General features: G+C 55.3%; 14 protein-coding genes. 13 read left to right on the top strand and 1 reads right to left on the bottom strand.

The genetic code is table 11. The features are described from left to right. Positions 1-84: 84 nt before the first annotated feature. The 10 genes from NI000_RS04945 to NI000_RS04900 all read left to right on the top strand — a co-directional run bounded on the left by NI000_RS04945 (position 85) and on the right by NI000_RS04900 (position 11842). Positions 85-777, top strand: a complete 693-nt coding sequence (locus NI000_RS04945) for a response regulator transcription factor (RefSeq protein WP_253408282.1) — start codon at positions 85-87, stop codon at positions 775-777. Position 778: 1 nt separating this feature from the next. Beyond that, positions 779-2293, top strand: a complete 1515-nt coding sequence (locus NI000_RS04940) for a sensor histidine kinase (protein WP_253408280.1) — start codon at positions 779-781, stop codon at positions 2291-2293. A gap of 39 nt (positions 2294-2332) precedes the next feature. After that, the gene (locus NI000_RS04935) at positions 2333-3286 is read left to right on the top strand and encodes a 4-hydroxy-3-methylbut-2-enyl diphosphate reductase (protein WP_253408277.1); all 954 of its coding nucleotides are present in this window, start codon (positions 2333-2335) and stop codon (positions 3284-3286) included. A 31-nt stretch (positions 3287-3317) separates the two neighbouring features. After that, entirely contained in the window at positions 3318-3851 is a 534-nt protein-coding gene (locus tag NI000_RS04930) for a DUF2062 domain-containing protein (RefSeq protein WP_253408275.1), read from the top strand. A 127-nt stretch (positions 3852-3978) separates the two neighbouring features. Continuing rightward, positions 3979-5025 (top strand): 3-deoxy-7-phosphoheptulonate synthase, encoded by a 1047-nt coding sequence (gene aroF / locus NI000_RS04925; protein ID WP_253408274.1) that lies wholly within the window; start codon positions 3979-3981, stop codon positions 5023-5025. Between the two features lie 261 nt (positions 5026-5286). Beyond that, positions 5287-6711: a type I glutamate--ammonia ligase gene (gene glnA, locus NI000_RS04920; RefSeq protein ID WP_054974711.1), complete on the top strand. Its 1425-nt coding sequence runs from the start codon at positions 5287-5289 to the stop codon at positions 6709-6711. A 493-nt stretch (positions 6712-7204) separates the two neighbouring features. Then, a complete protein-coding gene (locus tag NI000_RS04915) occupies positions 7205-8623 on the top strand; it encodes an erythromycin esterase family protein (protein WP_253408272.1) in 1419 nt (472 codons plus the stop codon). 147 nt (positions 8624-8770) lie between these two features. Beyond that, positions 8771-9748, top strand: a complete 978-nt coding sequence (locus NI000_RS04910) for a Gfo/Idh/MocA family protein (RefSeq protein WP_253408270.1) — start codon at positions 8771-8773, stop codon at positions 9746-9748. Between the two features lie 24 nt (positions 9749-9772). Then, the gene (locus tag NI000_RS04905; RefSeq protein ID WP_253408268.1) at positions 9773-10756 is read left to right on the top strand and encodes a Gfo/Idh/MocA family protein; all 984 of its coding nucleotides are present in this window, start codon (positions 9773-9775) and stop codon (positions 10754-10756) included. Positions 10757-10768: 12 nt separating this feature from the next. Next, positions 10769-11842 carry a hypothetical protein gene (locus NI000_RS04900; protein ID WP_253408266.1) on the top strand — a complete coding sequence of 358 codons (1074 nt, stop codon included), beginning with the start codon at positions 10769-10771 and terminating at the stop codon, positions 11840-11842. A 27-nt stretch (positions 11843-11869) separates the two neighbouring features. Here the strand turns inward: NI000_RS04900 and NI000_RS04895 are convergent, their stop codons facing one another. Then, positions 11870-12751, bottom strand: a complete 882-nt coding sequence (locus tag NI000_RS04895; RefSeq protein ID WP_253408264.1) for an AraC family transcriptional regulator — start codon at positions 12749-12751, stop codon at positions 11870-11872. A 219-nt stretch (positions 12752-12970) separates the two neighbouring features. On the opposite strand from NI000_RS04895, the gene NI000_RS04890 reads away from it, so the two are divergent. The 3 genes from NI000_RS04890 (at position 12971) to NI000_RS04880 (ending at position 16519) form a co-directional block, all read left to right on the top strand. After that, positions 12971-14287: a DUF1800 domain-containing protein gene (locus NI000_RS04890; protein ID WP_253408262.1), complete on the top strand. Its 1317-nt coding sequence runs from the start codon at positions 12971-12973 to the stop codon at positions 14285-14287. 14 nt (positions 14288-14301) lie between these two features. Next, positions 14302-15543, top strand: a complete 1242-nt coding sequence (locus NI000_RS04885) for a DUF1501 domain-containing protein (protein ID WP_253408260.1) — start codon at positions 14302-14304, stop codon at positions 15541-15543. A gap of 541 nt (positions 15544-16084) precedes the next feature. Further along, the gene (locus NI000_RS04880) at positions 16085-16519 is read left to right on the top strand and encodes an acyltransferase (RefSeq protein ID WP_309247868.1); all 435 of its coding nucleotides are present in this window, start codon (positions 16085-16087) and stop codon (positions 16517-16519) included. Positions 16520-16735 lie beyond the last annotated feature (216 nt).

Genomic DNA, 16735 nt, shown 5'->3' with positions numbered 1-16735 from the left:
CAAGCGAAAGCTCCGCTTCTTTTTTTTTGCAATCCTCATTATTTTGATACAATAGAGGTAAGAAGGGCGGGTGGATACGATTTTATGAGAGAGAAAATACTAGTGATTGACGACGATGAGAAAATTACGTCCATGCTGCGCCGGAGTTTGGCGTTCGAAGGATACACCGTATTTACGGCGAACCACGGGATGGACGGGTTAAAGCAAATTCTTGAGAACGAACCGGATACGGTCGTCCTGGATGTGATGATGCCGCAGCTCGACGGCTGGGAGGTCGTGCGCCGTATTCGCGAAGGCGGCTCGGACGTGCCGGTGCTCATGCTGACGGCTAAGGACGAGGTGTCCGACCGGGTGAAGGGGCTTGATCTCGGCGCGGACGACTATCTTGTGAAGCCGTTTGCACTGGAGGAGCTGCTTGCCCGGGTGCGCGTTCTGCTGCGCCGCAAAGCGGCGGACAAAACGGAGCAGCCTTCCAACAAGCTGCAGTACCAGGACATCTTTATGGATCTGGATACGCGCGAGGTGTACCGCGGCGGGCAGCTCATCGAGCTGACGACTAAGGAATTCGAGCTGCTGCACTTGTTTTTGCAGAATCCGAGAAGGGTGCTTTCGCGGGACGTTATTATGGAGAAAATTTGGGGCTATGATTACAGCGGAGAATCGAACGTGCTGGAGGTTTATATCGCTCTCTTACGGCAAAAAACGGAGGAGCATGGGCACAAACGGATGATTCAGACCGTTCGCGGCGCCGGTTATGTGCTGAGAGGGGAAGGCTGACATGTCCATCCGCTTGCGCCTGACCCTTTGGTATACGGCGATATTATCCGCAACCCTGCTGCTGCTGGGGCTGGGACTTTACTTGTTCTTGCATTATTTTTACTACGATAACTTAAAGACCGAAATCCAGCAGCAAGCAGGGGGCGTAGCCTCCCGTATCAAGCCTCAGATCATAAACGGGGAGTTCGTTCTCGTTCCGAACATTCGCGACTTGCCGAAAACGAACAACGTCTTTTACCAAGTGACAAGTTTGAGTACGTGGCAGATCATTGAGTTGCCCGACTCCGAACAGACGGGGATCAAAATTCCCAATATGACCGAGGAGAAGGTCAAATGCATACTGAACAACCAGTGTCAGTTCGAGAGGATGAGCATCCAGGGCTACTCGTTCATGGTATATTATGTACCTCTCGTTCAGCAGTATACTGGCAACGTATTGGGGGTCATGCAGGCCGCTTACTCGATTGAACAGTACGAGAGCTTACTGGCGCTCCTGCGCCTGATTTTGACGGTGATCGGGCTGATCAGCGTGCTGATTGCCGCTTCGGTCGGCTGGTTTCTCGCGCGCAAGGCGCTTCGGCCGATCGAGCAGGTCATCACGGCCACGAACCGGATCGAAAAAGGGGTGGACCTCGACAAGCGGATCGAATACACCGGCCCGAACGATGAGATCGGCGAGCTGACACAGACGATTAACGGCATGCTCGGACGGCTCCAGAACGCTTATACCGAACTGGAAGAGGCTTACGGCGCGCAGCGCCGGTTCGTGTCGGATGCGTCGCACGAGCTGCGTACCCCTCTGACGACGATACGCGGCAATATGGAGCTGCTGGAAAAAATATGGAAGCAAACGGCACTCACCTCCGGAGAGCAGGACCATGCGAAGATGGAGATGACGCTGGAGGCGATGCACGATATTTCGGGCGAAGCGGAGCGCATGTCGCGGCTCGTGAACGACCTGCTGTCGCTGGCCCGCGCCGACGCCGGGTTCCAGATGACCAAGGACGAAGTCGAGCTGCAGCCGCTGCTCGATGAGATCGCGCGGAAAGCGCAGCTGCTGCCGAAAACGGCCGAATGGATCGTCGGACAGACGAAGGCGGTCGAGGGCGTATACGTCTACGGCAATGAAGATTATTTAAGACAGCTGCTGTTCATTTTCCTCGAAAATGCGTTCAAGTATACGGAGCAGGGCCACGTCCGGCTCGATACCTTAAGGCACGGCGGACAGATCGGCATCCGGATCGAGGATACGGGCATCGGGATGGACAAATCCGAGATTCCGCATATTTTCGAGCGGTTCTACCGCGCGGACCCGTCGCGGGGCCGCAAGTCCGGAACGGGGCTGGGTCTGTCCATCGCCAAATGGATTATCGACGAGCATCAGGGCTCCGTCGAGGTCAAGACGCGGAAAGACGAGGGAACGACCTTTATAATCTGGTTGCCGATCGCAGCGGAACTAAGCAGACGGACGCCGCAAGCCGAGGACAATTCCCTCCAGCCGAGGAATCAGGTATAATGAAAGAATAAACGAGAAAATTCGACAGGCAGGTGCAGCATGGACGTTATCAAAATATCTCCCCGCGGCTATTGCTACGGCGTCGTCGACGCGATGGCGCTGGCGATGCAGACCGCCAAAAATTTGGATCTGCCGAGACCCATATATATTTTAGGCATGATCGTGCACAATGCGCATGTCACCGACTATTTTGAAAAAGAAGGCGTCATTACGCTCGACGGCCCGAACCGTCTGGAAATTTTGGAGCAGGTGGACAAGGGCACGGTGATTTTCACCGCCCACGGGGTATCTCCCGAGGTTCGCCGCAAAGCACGCGACAAGGGCTTGACCGTCGTGGACGCGACGTGCCCCGACGTGACGAAGACGCATGATTTGATTCGCGAGAAGACGGCCGAGGGCTATACGATCATTTATATCGGCAAGAAAGGCCATCCCGAGCCGGAAGGCGCCGTGGGCGTCGCGCCGGATCGCGTGCATCTGATCGAGAATACGGAAGAAATCGACAAGCTTGATGTGGCGTCGGAGCGTATCCTGATTACGAACCAGACGACAATGAGCCAGTGGGATATCAAACACATCATGAACCGGCTGCTGAAAAAGTTCCCGCAAGCGGAAATTCATAACGAGATTTGCCTTGCTACCCAAGTAAGGCAGGAAGCGGTCGCGGAGCAGGCGAAGGAGGCCGATCTCGTTATCGTCGTCGGCGACCCGCGAAGCAACAACTCGAACCGTCTTGCGCAAGTGTCCGAGGAGATCGCGGGAGTCAAGGCGTACCGCATCGCCGATCTTTCCGAGCTGAACCCCGAGTGGCTGAAGCCGGTGCGCCGCGTAGGCGTCACCTCCGGGGCCTCGACGCCCACGCCGATCACCAAGGAAGTCATCGCGTATCTGGAACAATACGATGCTGCCGATCCCGCGACCTGGGAGCTGCGGCGCACGGTCAATATGGACCGCTTAATCCCGGTCGCCAAGCAAAAAGCAAGCGCGGAGTAGGCTGCTCACGGAAGGAAAGGGACATACAGTCATGGGCAAACAGACAACAGGCAAAAAACCTTTTCAACTTCGAAATGTGGGACGTTGGTTCAAATACAAGTATCTGCAGCTGACAAGAGCCAAAGGAGGGCCGGCCATCGTCGCGCTCGGCTTCTCCGTCGGTCTGTTTATAGAAATGTTTACCCTGCCTACGGCGGGGCTTGCTTTTTTTCTTATCTTTCCGCTGGTCTACGTATTCCGGGCCAGCATGGCCGCGGCTTTGATCGGATTCGTGTTCGGCAAAGTGATCTACATCCCGATGTCGTTCCTGAATCGGCAAGTGGGAGGCTGGGTGCTTCCGCGCGGCATCAAGGGGCATTTATTGACCGTGCTGCCGGATTGGCTCGATACGTTTATCAAATTCAACTTGAAGCTGTTTATCGGCGGGGTCATCGACGGGGCCGTCTTGGGGCTTATCGTCTTTTATCCGATTAAATGGCTGCTGGAGTGGTACGACGGCAAGCGGAAGGAAAAGCGGAGAAGGCGCAAGGAACAGGTGCTGCTCTCCTCGGGGACTGAAGGCTGAAGGAATAATCTTTTGCTTCGTTCTTGACGAGGAGCGGCTCCTCGTTGTATAGTTACTTTAACACTTAAAAGCGTATAAGCGTCGAAGCGTCTAAGTATGAACATGTCCCAGAGGAGCGTGGATTGTCATGATCGTTATTTTATCCGACAAAATTACCGAAGAGCGCATTGCCGAAATCGTTCATCATATTGAGAAGCACGAGGTAACGGCTCATGTGTCCAAAGGCGTAGACCGCACGGTCGTCGGCATTATCGGCAAGGCGAGCCCGGCGCTGGCCGAACAGCTTCGCCAGTTGTCCGGCGTAGAGCAGGTCGTCAAAATCTCCAAATCGTATAAACTTGCAAGCCGCGATTTTCACCCGGACAATACGGTAATCCGAATCGGCGACGTATCGATCGGCGGCGACGAACTGGTCATTATGGGCGGACCTTGCGCGGTCGAGTCGCCGGAGCAAATCGACGAAATCGCCCGCTTGGTAAAAGCCTCCGGCGCCCAGGTGCTGCGCGGCGGCGCCTTCAAGCCGAGAACCGGCCCTTACAGCTTCCAGGGCGTTGGCGTCGAGGGACTGGTGATGATGGCGGAAGCCGGCAAAAAGCACGGACTGCTGACCATCACGGAAGTCATGACGCCGGAGTACGTCGACGTGTGCGCCGAGTACGCCGATATTTTGCAGGTCGGCACCCGGAACATGCAGAATTTCGATCTGCTCCGCAAGCTCGGCTCGATCCAAACGCCGGTGCTCCTCAAGCGCGGCTTCAGTGCGACGTACGATGAATTTTTGAATGCGGCGGAATACATTTTGGCGGGCGGCAATCCGAACGTCATGCTCTGTGAACGCGGAATCCGAACATTCGAACCTTACACGAGAAACACGCTCGACCTGGCGGCCATTCCGGCGCTGCAGTCGCTCAGTCATTTGCCGGTCATTTCGGACCCGAGCCACGGCACGGGGCGCCGCGAGCTGGTAGAGCCGATGTGCAAAGCTTCCGTCGCCGCCGGTGCAAACGGTCTGATTGTCGAAATGCACACGGACCCCGACAACTCGATGACCGGAGACGGCGTGCAATCGCTGTTCCCGGACCAATTCGCCAAACTCATGTTAGATTTGGAGCAATTGGCGCCGCTTTGCGGAAAACGGTTCGATACGAAGAAAGAAGCGGTACTGGCGCTGTAATGATCGTATTTTTAAGGTAGATTCCTTATCGGAAGAGGCTTGATTCTCCTGTTTTTCAGGAAATCAAGCCTTTTTCTTGTCCAATTTGTGACAAGAATCACTCTTGTGTAAGCATACCTTACACTCTCGTAAAAAATACCTGACATAAGTATTGACGATTATTGCGATGTCGATTTATAATAAGTCCATGATCAACGAAAACTTGAACAATGAGCGAACAAAATGATGAAAATGTTCGGAAATTAGGAGGTTGGCGAGTCAATGTCAGTACAAAACGTATTAAACACCATCAAGGAAAAAGGCATCGAGTGGGTAGATTTCCGTTTTGTCGATCTGAACGGCAGAGCACATCACATTTCTTTACCGGCATCCGAGGTAGAAGAAGAAACTTTCGTGAACGGCGTAGCGTTCGACGGTTCTTCCATCCCCGGTTTCAGAGGCATTGAAGAGTCCGACATGGTTATGATGCCGGACACGGAGACCAGCTACATCGATCCGTTCACCGCTCATCCGACGCTGGTTATCATGAGCAACATCCATACGCCTGACGGCGAACGCTACGAGCGCGATCCGCGCAGCATCGCCCAGAAGGCTGAAGAATATTTGCAAACGTCCGGCGTAGGTACGACTGCATTCTTCGCACCGGAATCCGAATTTTTCATCTTCGACGAAGTTCGCTTCGAAAGCAAGCAAAACTCTTCCTCGTACTTCGTAGATTCCGAAGAAGCGCACTGGAACACGAACCGCAAGGAAGAAGGCGGCAACCTGGGCTTCAAAGTCGGCCACAAAGGCGGCTATGTGCCGGTTGGTCCGACGGATACGCAGCAAGACATCCGCAGCGAAATGTGCCGACTGCTGATCGAATCCGGCCTCCGCATTGAGCGCCATCACCATGAGGTGGCTACCGCAGGCCAAGGCGAGATCAACTTCCGTTTCGACACGCTGACCAAAACAGCCGATAACCTGATGAAATACAAATACATCGTGCAAAACACCGCCCGTCAATACGGCAAAGTGGCCACTTTCATGCCGAAGCCGCTGTTTGGTGACAACGGCAGCGGGATGCACGTTCACCAATCGATCTTCAACGGCGACACTCCGCTGTTCTATGAAAAAGGCGGCTATGCCAACTTGAGCGAAATGGCGCTGCACTACATCGGCGGTATTCTGTACCATGCTCCGGCGTTGATCGCTTTGACCAACCCGAGCACGAACTCGTTCAAACGTCTGGTTCCTGGCTACGAAGCGCCGGTTAACCTCGTGTTCTCCAAGGGCAACCGTTCCGCAGCCGTTCGTATTCCGGTTGCTGCCGTAACGCCGAAAGGCTGCCGCATCGAGTTCCGTACGCCGGACTCCACGGCTAACCCGTACCTGGCCTTCGCAGCAATGCTGCTCGCCGGTCTGGACGGCATCAAGAAAAAAATCGATCCGAGCGCACTCGGCTACGGCCCGCTCGACAAGAACATCTACGAGCTGCCGGAAGAAGAGAAGAAAGAAATCCGCAGCGTACCGGGTACGCTGGACGAAGCGCTCGACGCTCTGGAAGCGGACTACGAGTTCCTGACCGAAGGCGGCGTGTTCTCCAAAGACTTCATCGACAACTACGTTGCGCTGAAGCGCGATGAAGCCAAAGCGGTATCGATCCGCATTCACCCGCACGAGTACTCCTTGTACTTCGATCTGTAAGCCTCGGCCTCATGCATAGATTCGAACGAAGAAGCTCCTTGCCTCAGGCAAGGAGCTTCTGTGCGTTGAGAAAGTGGGCTTTTACAATAGAGATGTAAACGGAGGTGGGGTATCCACTGGAGAAGCGATAGCGGCCGCCTTTGTCTTCGGGAAATATCCGCTACTAAGCGGCTTCAATCAAATTTCCCGATGACCCGGGGTCCCCGCAAAGTACTCGGACTGAGCTTCTCTGATTTAACTTCACTTTGTGGGGTGGAGCAGCGGTCGGAAGTGGATACCCCACTCCCTCGTAACCTCTATTATTCCGTCTGAACAAGCTCCTTGCTCTAAGCAGGGGGCTTCTTTTTTTGCTAGGATGCATCGGGTTTTAACCGAAATTTAAACAAAAATCGTTCTCGATTTTAAACTGTGGTTGATAGGATGGAAGCCGAGTGACCGCATAGGGCGAATGGCGGTTTCTACACCAACGTATCGGACAAAAGGAGAACGAAGGATGCACAAGCTGAAATGGACAATGAAGCAAGCTGTTATTGCTGCGATGGCAGCCGTCTGCTTAATTCCTCAGGCAGCGTATGCCGAAGTCAAGGAAACGACGGAAGCGAAAGCTCCGCTTAAGGGCTCGGTAGAAGACTATAATCTCGCGTGGGGGAATTGGGTGAAGTCCCATGCGTATGCGCTCGAATCGATTGAGCCGGAAACGGTATCGAACGGTTCGATTGAGAAAGAGCAATTTAAAGATTTAACCTTTCTAAAGCCTCTATTGATGGATAAGCGGATCGTCTATCTGGGGGAAAACTCCCATGGCGTCGCTGAGTATAATCAGGTGAAAACCCGGCTGATTCAATATTTGCATGAGGAGCTCGGCTTTGACGTGATCGCTTTTGAATCGGGGATGGGGAATGCGGCAGGCGCCTATGCCCGAGTCGAGTCCCGCTCGCCGGAAGAGCTGATGAAGGATGCGATCTTTGGGGTATGGTGGAGCAAGGAGACGCTGCCTTTATTCGACTATATTAAGCAAAGCGCGGGTACGGAGCGTCCGCTTGCGGTCAGCGGCTTCGATATGCAGGTTCAATTCCCTTACGCTTCGTTTATGAAGGAATGGATCGGAACGAAGGATGCCGCGCTGGCCGATGCGTTTGTCAAGGCCGAGGAGGAGCTTGCCGATTGGAGCGAGAGCAAGGATGCCGCCGCTTACGCCCAGGCGAAGCCTCAACTGCTCAAAACCTACGAAGACATGAAAGCTTTTCTGGGGAACCATGCGGCCGAGCTGCAAGCACAGTATCCGAAAAACAAGCACTTGCTCGAAATGACGCAGCGGGTCATGGACGACCGGATTCGTGTCGTGAAGGAGTACACGGAGGTTGTCATTCGCAGCAACACCGCCACGGAGCAAGGGGACTACGAGCCTTTTCTGCAAACGATGCGCATTCGCGACGAAATGATGGCAGACAACTTGACTTGGCTTGCAGATCATATATATCCGAACAAGAAAATCATCGTCTGGGGCCATAACGACCACATCCGCAAAAACAATTCGCAGGTCATGAACTCTCCGTACTCCGGAGTGAAGCTCATGGGCGAGCTCATGCCTGACAGGCTGAAGAAGCAAAGCTATGCGATCGGCCTGTACATGTATGAAGGCGAGGCAGGCAACAATATGGCACAAACGTACAAGATCGGTACGCACGAGCCCGGCAGCATGGAACACATTTTGAAGCAAGCCGGACATCCGTATACGTATGTCGATTTGAAATATTGGAAGAACAAGAAGGGCACCTCGTGGATGTTCCAGCCCCGCATCTCGCTCGATTGGGGGATGTTGCCGGAAAGTATGATTCCGCGGGAACAATTCGACGGCCTGCTGATGATCGATAAGGTTCACCCGCCGACGTATATAAGAACGAAGCCTTAAGCTTTTGCCCCGTTCCTTCGCTGATTTGAGAGAAACGATCAATATCGTGCTAAAAATGAGCAATTCCATGCCGAGACGGCACGCTTCCCGTAGGTTATAATCGGAAGCATCCGAACAGCTTCGGAATACCGTCAAGGAGGGTTATTCATGAAAGTCGTCGTAGTTGGTTGCGGGGGAATGGGGCGGATTCACGCTATCCATTATGCGTCCATGCCTGAAGTTGAGCTGGTCGGAGTATGCGATATCGAGGTTCATCTTGCCGAGCGGCTGGCGGATGAAACGAATTGCCGCGCTTTTGCTTCCTATGAAGAAATGATGTCCGCCGTCAAGCCTGATCTGGTCAGCATTGCGCTGCCTACTTATTTACATAAAGAATACACGGTGAAGACAGCGGCGCTTGGCGCGCACGTCGTGTGCGAGAAGCCGATGGCTCTGACGCTGGAGGATGCGGCGGAGATGATCCGCTCCTGCGAGCAGGCGGGCGTTCGTTTGTTCGTCGGCCATGTCGTCCGCTTCTTCCCGGAGTATGCCGATATCAAGCGGAAAGTCGAGGCCGGGGAATTGGGCAAGCTCGGAGTAGCGCACGCGAAACGGTCCGGCAGCCATCCGGCGAAGGTGAAAGAATGGTTCGGCAATTTCGAGCAAAGCGGCGGTGTGATCCTCGACCTGATGGTTCACGATATCGACTTTATGCGCTGGGCGCTCGGCGAAGTGAAATCGGTGTATGCGCTTAACCGGCGCGATCAAGAGATGGATTATGCGTTGGCGACGCTCGTGTTCGAACAGGGGGCCGTCGCCAATCTGGAAGCGTTCTGGGGGTATCCCGGACCGTTCCATACGAAGGCGGAAATCGCCGGGTCGGATGGAATCGTGCGCAACAGCAGCTTGGAGGCGCAGTCGCTGCAATTGGTCCGGGTATCCGAGGGCCAGGACGGCCCTGCCGCCGTGGAAGTGCCGGGCAGCCCGGGATATCACGATCCGTATTATTACGAGCTGCGGCACTTCGTCCGGTGCATCCGTGAAAACCGCGAGTCGATCGTGACGCCGGCCGATGCGTACAAAGCGGTTGAAATTGCACTTGCCGCCATTAAATCGGCCAAAACGGGCACTGCCGTGCATCTCTAATTCCACGTGAGGAGGAACGCTACGATGAACAAATTAAAAATAGGAATGATCAGCTTCGCGCACGGTCATGCATTCAGCTACTTGAACTCGCTCGTTGCCATGCCCGAGGTCGAAGTGGCGGGAATCGCAGACGAAGTGAAATCCCGCGTGGAGGCCGTGGCGGAGAAGCACGGTATCCCTTATTTTGAAGATTACCGGGAGCTGCTCTCGAAGGATATCGATGCCGTCGTCATCTGCTCGGAAAATGTCCGGCATGCGGAGCTGACCATCGCTGCGGCGCAAGCCGGGAAGCACGTCCTGTGCGAGAAGCCGCTTGGCGTTTCCAAGCGGGAGATGGAAGAGATGATCACGGCCTGCAAAGAAAACGGCGTACAGCTGATGACCGCCTTTCCATGCCGCTATCTGCCTGCGGTCGTGCAAGCGAAGCAAGCGGTCGAGCGCGGTGAGATCGGCGAGATCGTGGCGATCAAAGGCACGAACCGTGGCAGCTTTCCGGGCGGATGGTTCGCCGATAAGGCGCTGTCCGGCGGTGGCGCGGTGCTGGACCATACGGTCCATGTCATGGACTTGATGCATTGGTTTCTTGGCGCGGAAGTGCAGGAAGTATACGCCTATGCGACGACGGTGTTTCAGGAGCAGGATATTGACGACGCCGGCATGGTGCACGTCAAATTCGATAACGGCGTTTTCGCCGTTCTGGACCCGAGCTGGTCGCGCAACCGGAGCTTCCCGACCTGGGGGGATGTGACGATGGAAATCGTCGGCACGCGCGGAGTGCTCTCCGTCGATGCGTTTGCCCAAAAGAACGATGTGTACAACGTTCAGGCGGGCAAAGGGGAGTGGAGCTATTGGGGAGACAATATGGACGAGTATTTGGTCCGATCGTTCGTTGAGGCGCTGCTCCACGGCACGTCAGTCCCGATTACAGGCGAAGACGGGATGAAAGCCGCGGCCGTTGCTCTTGCCGCCTATGAGTCCGCAGCACAAGGGCAGCCGGTCCGGCTGTAAGGAGGAGCTACATTGGAAGCGGGAATCAAGGCAAGAATCGAAGCTGCGCTTAAGCTGACCGGGCTCGGAAAAAACGGGCTGCAGGTCTCGTATTTGGCGGAAGGCGCATGGCATGAAGCTTACCTGATCTCTACAACGGAAACCGGGCCTTTGGTGGCGCGGTTTCCGAAGCCTTTTTCCTACGGGAAGCCGTTTGTGTATAACGAACGGGAACTGAGAGCCGAATATGGCGGCCGAGGATTGTATTACCGGTTGGCGAACGGGGTGAGCGAAGGCATCTGCCCTCCGTATTATACATACTACGTCAGTCCGGAGCTGAGCTTTACGATCGAAACCTACAGCGGGCCCGTCATGTCGCTCGCGGCAGCGGACGAAGTCGAAGCGGCCCGGTGGGGAGCGCAGTGCGGACGCTTTTTCCGGCAAATGGACCGGACGAGCGTCGAGCTGGAAGGGTTCGGGTTTCTGGACTGGAAGGACGGAAAACTTGCTGGCGATCATCAGCAGGATTTTTGCGCGTATTGGGTAGAGGATACGGAGAGCTATTTGGAGTCGTGGGAACGGCTGCAGCGTGCGGGATATGGCAGCGAAGCCGCGGGCGTGAAGCGAATTGTGGACGAAATCGTCCCGTTCCGCTTGCGGCGTACGCCTGGACTAAGCTTGACGAACCGGGACGTGTCACCGGAAAACCTCATTATTTGCGAAGCGGGGGTCCGCTTGATCGATCCGGTGCCGATCATCTATGACGGTCTCGCGTTTGCCGGCAACGTGTTGAACAATTTCAATACGTTGTTTCCGTCGTTTCACCGCTCTCCGCGGTACGAGCATCACCGGTTCGACCGGTACCGGCCCTTGCTCCGCTCGTTCGCCGACGGGTTTCTCGAAGGGTATGCGCAAGGCGATCCTGAGATGGTCTACGCGCTGCGCGTGGAACAATTTCTGATGCTGTTGGACCTGACCTGCGACCATATCGGGCTTCTGGAGCACGATATGACGGAGGAAGCGGTGCTGCGCTATGGCGACCAAGCCGCGGTGGAGGAGCGAATTCCCGTCTATATCGCCAGCTTGGAGCAATTTCGTTTATCGTGACATACGGCGAAGCGGAAGCTCGGCCGGTCAACCCGGCGGCTGACCGGCGTAACGGTTTTTGCGGAGCTGGGCCGGACTGCAGCGCTTGTACTTGCGAAACAGCCGCCCGAAGTAATTCACATCGCAAATGCCGACTTCCTCGGCGATCGTCGTCATGGACCAGTCCGTATCGCGGAGGAGCTCTTCCGCTTTGTTGATGCGCAGCAGGTGGACATATTCCATGAACGTTCTCCCGACGGCTGCGCGGAACACGCGGCAGAAGTGATGATTGCTCATGTTGGCCACTTGTGCGGCGCGTTCGATCGTTAATTTTTCCCGGTAATGCGTTTCGACGAAAGTGAGCACTTCCTTCAGCTTCTCCAGCTTGCGTTTGCCTGCGGCCTCTCCTTGATCGCTGCGGCCGGGGCTTGCGTAGAGACGGGTCAGCACGGTAATCAGCACGGTGATGTACGATTGGATGACGACCTCGAAGCCGGTTTCCTTGCGGTCGTACTCGTCCGCAATGCGTCGAAGCAGGGCCGCGATGGATTCGTAATGCTCGTCGGCGGGGCTCAGATGCACCGGTACGGACAACGGCTCGGTTAAGGAAGCGGCGTAATCCGAATGGGCGACGTGCGAATGAACGATCCGGGTCCGATCGAACAGAAACGCGCAGTATTCCGCCTCGTCGTCCAGCGTGCCGCCTTCGTGAATTTCTCCCTCGTTGATCAGAAAAATATCGCCGGGCACGGCCGTCAGCCTCTGCCCGCCAATACGGAATTCGGCGCTCCCCTGCTGCACCAGAAGAATCTCGAACACGTCGTCGTGATAATGGGAATAAAACTGGGAAGGACTTTTTTGCGGCAGTACTTTATAAGGGAACACTTGTTTGACAATGGGCAGTTCCCGTATGATCAGATCAGAGCGCATGCGAATCACCTCTTGGCTGCGGCCGAATCCGACAAGTCGCTTTGAAGTTGAAGCGGATTCGAAACTTCATTATATTGTACCGAACGGACGCTTCGATTTGAAGCGTTTTTTTTGTTTGCTCTTTTTTTTATTTGGAATGATCAGGCAAATACTTTTGTAACATTTGTCCTATAGAATAACAATATATTAGGAATAAAGACATGCAGGGCGGTGCTGCGGATGAGTGCACAATGGACGGAAAAGGAAGCGGCGCATTTGCTCAGCCGGGCGACGTTTTTTCCCGGTAGGGAGGAAGTGAATGCGGTACTTCAGCTCGGGAAGGAGGAAACCGTGCGGCGGCTCGTCGCCGGGGAGTCGTTGATAGGCCGAACGTTCTCGCCGGAGCCGATCGAGCGGATTACCGCCGACGGCAAAGCGCTGGACAAAGAGCCGATCATTGATCAGCAGACCTATTGGCTGTACCGGATGATCAACACGCAAGCTCCGTTAATCGAAAAAATGACGCTGTTCTGGCACGGCCATTTTACCACCTCGTACCAGAAGGTCAGGGAGATGCCGTTAATTGTGCGGCAGAACGAGCTGCTGCGCACTCACGCGCTTGGCAGCTTTCGCGACCTGGTGCGGGAGATCGGCAAAGATCCGGCGATGATGGTATATCTGGATACGAATAACAGCCGCAAGGGCAAGCCGAACGAAAACTACGCCCGAGAGGCGATGGAGCTGTTCACGCTCGGGATCGGAAACTATACGGAAGAGGACGTCAAGGAAGCGGCGCGGGCGCTGACCGGATGGAGCTACGATAAAAAGACGGACCAAGTCAACTTCAACGCCAAGCAGCATGACGGCGGCAGCAAGACGGTGCTCGGACATACCGGCCCTCTCGATGCGGATGGCTTCGTGGACGTGCTGTTCAAGCAGGACGCGCTCCCGCGTTGGGTGGCGCGAAAGCTGCTCACGTGGTTCGCGGCGGCCGAGCCGTCGGAGGAGTGGGTGACCGGGCTGGCGGCGGTGTTCGCGAAAAACTTCCACATCGGCGATACGCTGCGGTCGCTTTTTCTCTCCGATGCCTTCTACGCGTCGGAGCTGCGGGGGAGCCTGGTCAAGTCGCCGGCGGAATACGTTGCGGGCATCGCCAAAGTGCTGGAGCTGCCGGTCGCCAGAGGCTATGCGCAGGCGCTGCGCAAGATGGGGCAGGAGCTTTACCTTCCGCCCAATGTTGCTGGCTGGCGCGGCGGGACGGCCTGGCTGACGACCGCCAACCTGCTGGCGCGCTGCCAGTTCGCGGAATCGGCCGTCAAGCGGCTGAACCAGGGCCACTTTAGCGCGAAGGATTACATGCTGGAGGCTTCCGCGTCTTCGCAGCAATGGGTGAAGCAGTTCGGGTTGAACGTCGGGGTCCGGGAGCTGGGAGAGCAGACGGCTGCGGTGCTGGCGAATTATGCGGATGAAACGTTCATCCATGCCGCCCAGAAGACGAACGGGATGCGCGGCCTGCTCCAGCTTGTGCTGATTAGTCCGGAAGCGCAGATGAAATAGGAGGGGAGACGCCGATGAAGCTGACGAGAAGAGACTTTCTAATCAAGGGCACGGCCCTGCTGGCGACGCTCGGACTCGGGGGACCGATGATCTTCGCCGAGAACGGCTCGCCGCTCCGGTCGCAAGAGACGGATAACGGCGACTCCGATTCGTCTGCGCTCGTCGTCATTCAGCTGTCGGGCGGCAACGACGGGCTCAATACGCTTATCCCCTATGGGGTGGGCGGCTATTTCGACGCGCGGCCGACGCTGAGATTGACGCAGAGCGAGGTGCTGGCCATCGACAACCAGGTCGGGCTGCATCCGAGTCTGACCCGGCTGCACGCCTTGTACCAAAGAGGCAAGCTGGCGATCGTCCAAGGCGTCGGCTATCCGAAGCCGGACCGCTCCCATTTCCGCTCGATGGAAATATGGCAGACCGCGGAGCCGGAGAAGATGGGGCGCACCGGCTGGCTCGGCCGGTATGCGGCAGCGTCGCTAAGCCGGAACGGCAATCCGCTCAAGGCGCTGCAGATCGGCAGTGCCGCCGGCGGGCTGGCGTTTCAAGCGGAATCGGTCAATGTGCCGGTCATCCAATCGCTGGAGACGTACTCCTTCCTGGACCCGAAAATGCCGAAGACCGAGCAAAATCGGCTCGCCAAGGCGTTCCTCGATATGTACGATCCGAAGCGGCAAGGTACCGTCATCCGCGTAACCTGCGAGCGCGGCCGGGACGCTTATGACAGCGTCGAAGCGGTGCATCAGCTCGGGGGCGGATACCAGGCGAAGGTGGAGTATCCGAAGACGGCCATAGCCAGAGATCTTCAGCTTGTCGTCAAGATGCTCGCGGGCAAGTCCGGCACGCGCGTTTTTTATTTGCAGCTCGGCGGCTTCGACGATCACGTCCAGGAGAAAGAGCTGCATGCGAGGCTGCTGAAGCAGCTTGACGAAGCGCTCGGCGCCTTCTATGAGGACCTGGAAGCGCAGGGGCTTGAGAATCGCGTCGCGACCATGGCTTTTTCGGAGTTCGGACGGCGGGTGAAAGAGAACGGCAACGGAGGCACGGACCATGGAACCGCAGCTCCCGTCTTTGTGCTCGGCGGCAAAATCAAGGGAGGACTGTATGGCGTGATGCCGAGTCTGACGAACCTCGATAACGGCGACCTGAAATACCAGGTCGATTTCCGCTCCGTGTACTACACCGTCATCGACCAATGGCTCAAAGGCGACGCGGCGGGCGCGCTCGGAAAAACGTACGAACGGCTCGGGTTTTTGTAACTTGCATGGCATAGGATAGGAACAAGGACCGCTGCGAATGCAGTACGGTCCTTTAGGCTGTTGAGAAAGTGGTCATTATAAAAAATAGAAAACATACGGAGGTGGGGTATCTACTGTAGGAGCGATAGCGTTCGCCTTTGTCTGCGGGAAATATCCGCTACCAAGCGGCTTCTAATAAAATTTCCTGCAGACAACAGCGACCGGAAGTAGATACCCCACCCCTCGTACACCTCTATTACCTCAATTGACCACTTTCTCAACAAGCTCAAGGACCGCTACGAACACAGCCGGTCCTTTTTTGTGCTGCCAAAATGTGGCGAAATTAACTCTACAATTTGGAACAAAAATATAATATAATATACAAAAAGTATCATTCTGCAGCAAAACAAATTTTATAACACGGGGAACTGATTCGATGGGGAATGTCAAGCAAAAACGGGCATTTTACGAGTATGTACGATATGCCTACAGACTTTTTCTAGGATTATTGTTTCGCAGACATGTGCAAAAATGCGGGAAAATGTTCAGGGTATGCGGAAAGGTGCACCGCTCGGAATTAAAAAATACGAATCTCGTCATAGGCAATCATGTGCTGCTGCATGCGGGGGTCGGCTTTTATCTGGACGCTCCCGGAGCGACGGTTGAAATTGGCGACAAAACGTTTATCAACCGGAGAACCGAATTCATGTGCAAGCAACATATCCGTGTCGGCAGTCATTGCGCCATCTCCTGGGATGTGTCGATCATGGACACGGATTACCATACGATTATGGACGGGCGACCGAATACGAAGCCGGTCATCATCGGCGATCATGTATGGATCGGCTGCAAAGCCACGATCTTGAAAGGCGTTACGATCGGAGACGGCGCGATTGTAGCCGCCGGTTCCGTTGTCGCTCACGATGTGCCTCCGCGCTCGCTTGTAGCCGGCGTACCGGCGAAAGTCATTAAGACCGATGTCGATTGGCATTTGTAATCCCTTCCTCGGATTTTCCGGACTTGGAGAATCTGAGGATTTTTTTTATCGACGTTTATATGCTGCAAGCCGCATTTTGTAAACAATCGGATAGGAGTAAAGTCATGCATTCGCAGCTCGTTCCTATGCATTTTGTCGGATGTCGTCAGCTGCCAGCTACATGGTAAAATGGAAACCATTGGAGGCGAAAACCGACAAAATATGACATCGGAATGA

This window comes from Paenibacillus tyrphae (assembly GCF_024158745.1).
Taxonomy (GTDB): Bacteria; Bacillota; Bacilli; order Paenibacillales; family NBRC-103111; genus Paenibacillus_G; species Paenibacillus_G tyrfis_A.
This window is presented reverse-complemented; position numbering and strand designations above follow the sequence as displayed.